At 67.2% G+C, this 2,117-nt stretch carries 3 protein-coding genes and 1 pseudogene; 1 reads left to right on the top strand and 3 read right to left on the bottom strand.

Annotated elements, in window-relative coordinates; genetic code table 11:
* The 3 genes and pseudogenes from AB0H81_RS44695 to AB0H81_RS44685 form a co-directional block, all read right to left on the bottom strand.
* A partial coding sequence (locus tag AB0H81_RS44695) for a hypothetical protein (RefSeq protein WP_358388589.1) occupies nucleotides 1–268 on the bottom strand: 268 nt, incomplete at its 3' end.
* 59 nt (nucleotides 269–327) lie between these two features.
* On the bottom strand, nucleotides 328–1,155 hold the full coding sequence (locus AB0H81_RS44690; protein WP_358388586.1) for a hypothetical protein: 828 nt from the start codon (nucleotides 1,153–1,155) through the stop codon (nucleotides 328–330).
* A 247-nt stretch (nucleotides 1,156–1,402) separates the two neighbouring features.
* Nucleotides 1,403–1,571 (bottom strand): annotated as a pseudogene (locus AB0H81_RS44685) (helix-turn-helix domain-containing protein); the annotation flags it as partial.
* Between AB0H81_RS44685 and AB0H81_RS44680 the strand changes: the two are divergent.
* A complete protein-coding gene (locus AB0H81_RS44680) occupies nucleotides 1,565–1,906 on the top strand; it encodes a hypothetical protein (RefSeq protein ID WP_358388583.1) in 342 nt (113 codons plus the stop codon). The pseudogene AB0H81_RS44685 and the gene AB0H81_RS44680 overlap by 7 nt on opposite strands.
* Nucleotides 1,907–2,117 lie beyond the last annotated feature (211 nt).

Raw genomic sequence — 2,117 nt, 5'->3', positions numbered from 1 at the left:
CCGTGACGGGCTCGCAGTTCCTGTCGGCCGTGGCCCGGGACGCGATCGACCTGTTCAGCGGGCCGCGGACCGAGCGGGTGCGCATGTGCGCGGGGACAACTGCTACCTGGTCTTCCTCGACGTTGTTGGCCTCGGCCCAGTCGGCGCCCCGTCGGCACTTCTTGGCATCGGACCGACGCAGTCCCGGCGGCCTGCCCCACCCGTGGAGCCGGATCGAAGCCGCCTCCTCGGGAGCCGGCTCGGAGGGCAACGTGTCAATGCCGGTCATGGTGGTGCCCGGCGGGGAGAGCCCGCCGGGCACGCGTGATCGTGGTCGAACCTAGTTCACTAACGCCCTTTCAGGCTTTTCAAAGCAAGGCCAGGGTCGTCGGCGTAGAAGCGGATCGTCGTGATGTGCTCGCGACCGCCGAGGGGCCTGGTGACGGTGATCGGCCCGGTCAGGTTGACGATCAGGTTGGTCTGCGCGTCCACTCCCAGCGTGAGGTGGCCGTCCGCCACTTCGATCACACCGCGCGCGTTGTAGTTACGGCTCACCTTGACCGAGGCGATGAGCTCGCGCGGGACGCGCAGGTCGAAGTACGCGCCATAGCGAATGCGCAACTCCTCCGCGGTCACGACATGCGGGCGGGTGGCGGACGCCGCCCCGAGGGCCAGCACGAACAGGAGCTGGTAGGCATCGAGCACCATGACGATGGCGCGTAGGCCGGCCGCAGCGTTCGAGACCGCCAGCATCCACTCCAGGGCGACAGCCTGCACGGCCACGGCGAACAGCAGCATCAGCAGCAGCGGCCGCTGATTCTTCGCATACGCCAGGGCAATGCCACCCGGCGGCACCCCATCCTGACGCCGCCTGACCCACAGAGCGAAGCTGGCCAGGTTCCTGTGCTCCGCTCTCATGAGCATGCGTACCTGCAGCGGCACCAGAGCATCGGCGACCGTCCTCAGCGCGTCCCATGGCGCGGCGCCGACGTCACGAGCGGCCCTGAACAGCCGGTACGCGTGCATGTATCCCATGGCGGACAGCGGCGCGACCACCGCCGCGGCACCCAGTCCCGCAGGGGTGGGCGTCAATCGTCCCGCAACCATCAATAAGGCGACGAGCAGGTCTAGGGCCGCCACCGCCAGCAGGCCGTTACGAGGGAGGCTGAACCGCATTCTCATGTCCTTCCGTCACCGGAGGAGGGCTATGAAGATCATATAATGTGGATCATCGCTCGCCATGCAGGCCTTCCTCGGAGCTCCATCGACTCCACGGCCAGACGGGCACCATGCCCGATGCAAGCGAATCCACCTTTGTGAGTTCGACGCGTTGGTGCCAAGCCGCCCGCCCAGGACCCTTCGAGCGCTCCTCCAAGATCACTTCTAAGGATCGAAGACACCCTCTCAGGGATTCCGTGGCGGGCACCCGATGCACCGTCGCCCGCGACGGCACCGCCGGGGCAGCCTCGGCGGGTCAGTTCCCACACCAGCCGGCGGGCGCCCCACCGCGGGTGGTTACGCCGCAGCTCGCAGATCAGCGCCTCCACCTCGGCCGGTGTCCGGGCCGGGGAGGTACGCGGGCGCGATGAACGATAATGAGGAGTTTCTGTACGCCCAGGCCACCAGTCTGCTCTCCCAACTGCCGACGACTTCTCAGGTACGCGCCGCGCTCTACCGCATGCTCGCGAGTCTTTCGAGCGTCAAGAACATTGGGACCACTGCTGATCCCCTAGGCAGGGTGGGAACTGGCATCGAACTCGACGGGACAAGGCAGATCATCATCGAGGAGTCCTCAGGCCGGCTGCTGGCCGTGCAAGAACGATCCCCCGACCGTACGGGCACGCTGACCTCGTGGACCGCTGTGACCGCATCCGGCTGGACGGACGCAAGCCCGAGGCTGCCCAGCACGATCGTGCCCGGCAACTGATGAGGCGAATTCCAGGGGTCGTCGCAACACAGCGATCAACTGCTGGCGGCACAGCGTGTCAACGGCCGAGTGCGTGTGCACGGCCACGGACATAGCGAGACGAGGGGGTGCGGTGGCGCGCCACCCCACCCCCACGCCACCAGCCCCAGTACGGTCAGCAGTCCAAGCCCCGCAAAGGCGTCGTGAAGCGACCCCTCGTGACCCACAAAGG

It is taken from the genome of Nonomuraea sp. NPDC050691, assembly GCF_040654455.1.
Lineage (GTDB): Bacteria > Actinomycetota > Actinomycetes > Streptosporangiales > Streptosporangiaceae > Nonomuraea.
This window is presented reverse-complemented; position numbering and strand designations above follow the sequence as displayed.

Bases quoted from the DNA above. Each gene is read 5' to 3' on its own strand.
- AB0H81_RS44690 (WP_358388586.1), bottom strand. From the start codon at position 1,155: ATGCGGTTCAGCCTCCCTCGTAACGGCCTGCTGGCGGTGGCGGCCCTA.
- AB0H81_RS44680 (WP_358388583.1), top strand. From the start codon at position 1,565: ATGAACGATAATGAGGAGTTTCTGTACGCCCAGGCCACCAGTCTGCTC.